The sequence below is a fragment of the Microbacterium sp. ISL-103 genome, assembly GCF_018613995.1.
Classification (GTDB): domain Bacteria; phylum Actinomycetota; class Actinomycetes; order Actinomycetales; family Microbacteriaceae; genus Microbacterium.
Window position 1 is genome coordinate 1 of the sequence record NZ_JAGGPD010000499.1, and the last position, 5,437, is coordinate 5,437.

The following is a 5,437-nucleotide window of genomic DNA, read 5'->3' on the forward strand; positions in this document are numbered from 1 at the left end:
GGCAGAGAAGGAGCAGGCAGGTCGTGCCGCGTGGGCCTCTCCTCACATCACTGAGGTCGAGAACAACGTGAGAGTCCAGTCAGATTGATGACGAGAGCGTTCGCTGGAGCGGAAAGTAGGATCCCATGCCGGAGAGCATCCTGGTCGGCGTCGTCGACACTCACGCTTCGCGTGAGGCGGTCGAGTGGGCGGCACGACGCGCATATGACCGCAGTGGCAGACTCACCCTCATCTCGATCGTCGGTGGTGCTGTAGGTGCGGTCGGGGAGGGGGAGATGCTCCGGGAGGCTCTCGCGTTGACGGCGGCGATGCTTGCGCGTGAGGCGACTCGGCTGCAGTCACGGGGACTGACCGTCGACACGCGTGTGGGGCGGGGCGATCCGGTCGGCGAACTCATCGAGGCCTCGATAGTCTGCGATCTCCTCGTCATCGGAAGCGACCACCGTGGTCCGTCGAAAGGGGACCGACGCGGTCTGCACGGTGTCCGCATAGCGGCGGGCGCTCATAGCCCGGTCGCGGTGGTGCCCGACATCGATCTCACTCACCGAAGTGGAGTTGTCGTGGGCATCGACGGATCGGCTGATTCCGAGCGAGCAATATCGTTCGCTGCCGAGGAGGCTGACAGAGCTGGCGACGTCCTCACGGCTGTGACGACATGGACGACCGTTCCGCTGCCTGTGGGGATGCACGGTTACCCGTCGACCTACCTGTCAGGGATGCAGCAGGCGGCAGAAGAGACACTCGCCATTGCGCTGGCGGGGAACGGGCAACAGTATCCGGATCTCGTCGTGCATCGCGTGGTGGAGAGGGGCACTCCGGGACGGACGATNNCACGGGCGCGGGGCGATCGCTCGTTTTCTTCTCGGATCCACCAGCGAGGAAGTCCTCTCCCGGCTCGCGACCGCCACCGTCGTGGTGCGCTAAGCGAGATCCCGCGGGCCCCGCAACGCCCGCAATGCGTAGAGGATCGTGGCCAGATCCACCAACTCCTGCGTGACCGCGCCAGCGACTGCGGGGATGATTCCGGTCATCGCCACGATCATGAGCGCGAGACTCAGCCCGATGCCGATCCAGATCGCCGTGAGGGCGACCCGCAGCGTGTGACGGCCGATGGATACGGCGTCCACGACCTTCGACAGCGAATCCACCAGGATCACGATGTCGGCGGCATCGCCGGCCGCCGTCGCGCCCTTCGCGCCCATCGCCACGCCGATGTCGGCGGCGGCCAACACAGGGGCATCGTTGACTCCGTCGCCGATCATCATCACCGGGCGTGGCTGCAGGTCTTGCGCGAGCCGTACTTTCTCGGGCGGGAGGAGTTCCGCGTGAATGTCGTCGACACCGATTCGATGTCCCACGGATTCCGCCGTCGACCGGACGTCGCCGGTCAGCATGATGATCCGTTCGATGCCGTGACTCCGGAGCCAGGACACCACGGACGCGGCTTCGGGGCGCGCGTCATCGGCAAGTACCAGAACGCCGGCGAATCGTCCGTCCACGGCGACGTATGCGGCGGCTTCGCCGACGTCGAGCGCGGCCCTGGGAGTATCGGGGGCGATAGCGATGACGTAGGCGGGTTTGCCGACAGTCACGGTGCGCCCATCGATCGTCGCCACCACACCGTTGGTCGCTTCCTCACGTGCGGCGCTGGCGGTGCGCAGCGCCAGGCCCCGATCCTCCGCAGCGCGACGGATACCGTCGGCGAGAACATGTGATGAGTACTCCTCTGCCGAGGCGGCGAGCATCAGGAGCTCATCCGCATCGAAGCCTTCGGCTGGTCGGACTTTGATGAGTCGTGGGCGACCCTGGGTGAGGGTTCCCGTCTTGTCGAAGGCGGCGGAACGCACGCGGGCGATCTGCTCGATGACGGCGCCGCCCTTCATGATCACGCCGGCCTTCGCGGCACGGGAGAGCCCGCCGAGGAAGGCGACCGGGGCGGCGATCAGGAGTGGACAGGGCGTTGCCAGGACCAGGACCTCTGCGAACCGCGTCGGATCACTCGACAACGCCCATGCGGTCCCGGCCAGCACGAGCGAGACTGCGGTGAACGGGATAGCGAATCGGTCGGCCAGCCTCACCACCGGCGCATGGGAGTCTTCCGCTGCACGCACGAGAGCGACGATCTGTTGGTACTGGCTGTCCTCGCTGGTCCGCACTGCTCGAATCCGCACCGCCCGGCTTCCATTGATCGCCCCGGACAGCACCTCTCCGCCCATCTCGCGGGTGACCGGCATACTCTCGCCCGTCAACGACGACTCGTCGAATGATCCGGTCTCCGTGAGAAGAGACCCGTCGACCGGCACGATCTCAGAAGGGCGGATGAGAAGCACATCCCCGATCTTGACCTCGTCGACGGGAACGTCACGGATGGCTTCGCCGGCGTCCGCGTCGGCCCACTCCAGGACGTGCGCGGTGCGAGGCGAGCGGTCCAGAAGTGCGGAGAGGTCGCGCTTTGCGCGTCGTCCGGCGAAATCCTCCAGCGCCTCGCCCCCCGACAGCATCAACACGATGATCAGCGACGCTACGTACTCACCGACCGCCAACGTGGCGATCATCGCCACGAGCGCCAGTATGTCGAGACCGACGTGCCCTCGGAGCACATCCCGCACCATTCTCACCAGTGTCCAGCTGATGAAGGCGGCCACGTAGATCGTCGCCGCCCAACGACCGGTGTTCTCGGCTCCCGCCACGAGCGCCGTGATGACTCCGACGAAGACGAGAACCGTGAGAGTGATGATCGGGTACCGCAACAGGACGGGCCTCAAGGGTTCAGGTCTCGTCCGAAGATGACGGAGAGGACTCGCTGTCGGTCGTCTTCTTCGTGTGCACGATGAGGACGGGGCAGTGGGCGTGTTCCGCGCAGGCAGCGCTGACTGATCCCAGGAGGAGCCCGACGAAGCCGCCGTGCCCGCGGCTGCCGAGGACCAGCATCGATGCCGAGTTGCTGAGGCCGATCAGGGTTCGCGCGGCCGACCCGAGCAGGACTTCGCTGGTGAGGTCGCGTGGTGGGTTGCCAGCGAATGCTCCCTGGAGCGATTCGTCCAGAGCTTCGCGGGCGAACTCAGCGGGTGACCACTCGATAGCCAAGTATGGATCGATCGGGGGAGCCGTCCAGGTCGTGACGACATGCAGAGGCTCCTTCAGCGCTTTCCCCAGACGTGCTGCGTAACGGAGGGCGTCGATAGAGGAATCGGATCCGTCCACGCCGACGACGATGTGGTGTGAGTGTGTGTTCGACATAGCTTCACGATCCTGCTTTTGGGTTCAGGCCACTGGGCCAAAGGTCACACGGAACGTCGGAACCTTCGCCGTTGAGGTTCACGGCGCGCTCTGCGCCTCAAGATCGAAGACCCTGCCGCGAACCTCAGATGCATCGATCCGTACCCAGCGGTCTTTCTCTTCCGGGGCCCATGGGTGCACACCCAGTCGTTCTGCCGCGAGCACGTCGGCGTCGCGATCGAATTCCTGGGCTGTCCCCTTCACCACCACGCTGAAGGCTTCGTGCTCGTCGTAGCCGTCGATCTCGAAGGCGACGGCCGCGCGGATGGTCAGCTCGAGCAACTTCGTACCTGCCGAGGTTCGAAAGAAGATCGTTCGATCGTCGGTCTTGTGGTTGATCGGGAAGATGTCGATCACTCCGGCCGCACCGCAGGCGATCCGTCCGTACGGGGCTCGGGCGAGACGTTCCCAGCACTCGTCCTCGGTCAGCTGTCGTGTCGGCGAGCGTTCGATCTCAGTCATGATTCTCCCGTCCTGAGAGGTTCCTGTCTCGCTCTCATGGTGCACGGGGGACTCAGCGAGCCGGGGGACCAAGGTCCTGTCATCGCGTGGGCTGCATCGGCATGGGCGAGGGACCTTCGGCTCTATCCCGCGACCGTCCCCGGGCAAGACTGCGTGCATGGACGCATCTCGGACTTCATCTCCCGCGCAGACCGAGATCGCGGTCGACATCGCGCCCACATCCTCTTGGCCCCGAGGAGCCGGAAACCCTCCTGCGGCGTCGACTCTAGAGGTTCTGAACGCCTGGTGGCGGGCGGCGAACTACCTCTCGGTGGGGCAGATCTACCTTCTCGACAACCCGCTACTCCGCGAGCCTCTCAGACCCGACCACATCAAGCCTCGACTTCTCGGACACTGGGGAACGACCCCGGGGCTGAACTTCATCTACGCCCACCTCAACCGAGTGATCCGGGAACGCTCTCTCCACACGATCTACATCGCCGGGCCAGGACACGGGGGACCGGGGATGGTCGCGAACGCCTACTTGGACGGCACGTACAGCGAGGTCTACAACAGCATCGACCACTCCGAGGACGGACTGCGCAGTCTCTTCCGCCAGTTCTCGTTCCCCGGAGGGATCCCGAGCCATGTGGAGCCGGAGACACCCGGGTCGATTCACGAGGGTGGGGAACTGGGCTATTCCCTCTCTCACGCGTACGGCGCCGCGTTCGATAACCCCGACCTCCTCGTCGCTGCAGTCGTCGGAGACGGCGAGGCGGAGACGGGGCCGCTGGCGACGAGCTGGCACGGGAACAAGTTCCTCGATCCGCTGCACGACGGCGTCGTTCTGCCGATTCTTCACCTGAACGGGTACAAGATCGCCAACCCGACAGTGCTCGCACGTATCCCCGAGAAGGAGCTGCTCTCCCTCATGCGTGGGTACGGGCACATTCCGTATCTCGTCTCCGGCGGGTTCGATGGCGAGGACCCGATGGACGTGCATCGACGTTTCGCGATCGTGCTGGATGACGTCCTCGACCACATCGCACAGATCAAAGCGGATGCCGCGGCCGGCGTTCTCCGCACCCGGCCGGCAGGGCCGATGACCATACTGCGCACGCCGAAAGGATGGACATGTCCGAACGAGATCGACGGGCATCCGGCGGAGAACAACTGGCGTTCACACCAGGTGCCGCTGCGTGATGCGCGCGATACGGAAGCGCACACAGAGCTGCTTCACTCGTGGCTGCTGTCGTACCGGCCGGAAGAGCTCTTCGATCAGAACGGTGCCGTCGCCGAGTGGGTGACGGCGCTGGCTCCCGACGGAGAGCTCCGTATGAGTGCGAACCCGGTGGCCAACGGCGGGCTGCTGAGGAAAGAACTGCGACTCCCGGACTTCCGCGACTACGCCGTCGACGTGCCCAGCCCCGGTGCCACGGTGACCGAGGCCACCCGCGTCCTCGGAGGCTGGCTTCGTGACGTGATCACGGCCAACCCCGAGAACTTCCGCATCTTCGGTCCCGACGAGACGGCATCCAATCGACTTGATGCCGTCTTCGAGGTGACAGACAAACAGTGGAACGCGGAGTCGCTGCCGATGGAGGCCGACAATCATCTGTCGCACACCGGCAGGGGGGTGGAGATGCTCAGTGAGCATCAGTGTCTGGGCTGGATCGAGGCGTACTTGCTAACGGGGCGCCCCGGCGTCCTCAACTCG

The 5,437-nt window shown here is 65.2% G+C and carries 3 protein-coding genes and 2 pseudogenes; 2 read left to right on the plus strand and 3 right to left on the minus strand.

Translation table 11 applies throughout. The annotated features are described in order from the left end of the window. Positions 1-125: 125 nt before the first annotated feature. Positions 126-779: pseudogene (locus J7E68_RS16590) on the plus strand (universal stress protein); the annotation flags it as partial. A gap of 141 nt (positions 780-920) precedes the next feature. Here J7E68_RS16590 and J7E68_RS16595 read toward each other — a convergent pair. From J7E68_RS16595 to J7E68_RS16605, 3 genes are all read right to left on the minus strand, one after another. Beyond that, entirely contained in the window at positions 921-2,750 is a 1,830-nt protein-coding gene (locus J7E68_RS16595; RefSeq protein WP_245647350.1) for a heavy metal translocating P-type ATPase, read from the minus strand. Between the two features lie 19 nt (positions 2,751-2,769). After that, complete coding sequence (locus J7E68_RS16600) at positions 2,770-3,240, minus strand: universal stress protein (protein ID WP_215174454.1); 471 nt, start codon at positions 3,238-3,240, stop codon at positions 2,770-2,772. A 78-nt stretch (positions 3,241-3,318) separates the two neighbouring features. Continuing rightward, positions 3,319-3,951, minus strand: a complete 633-nt coding sequence (locus tag J7E68_RS16605; RefSeq protein WP_311417233.1) for a pyridoxamine 5'-phosphate oxidase family protein — start codon at positions 3,949-3,951, stop codon at positions 3,319-3,321. On the opposite strand from J7E68_RS16605, the pseudogene J7E68_RS16610 reads away from it, so the two are divergent. Continuing rightward, positions 3,899-5,437 (plus strand): annotated as a pseudogene (locus J7E68_RS16610) (phosphoketolase); the annotation flags it as partial. The gene J7E68_RS16605 and the pseudogene J7E68_RS16610 overlap by 53 nt on opposite strands.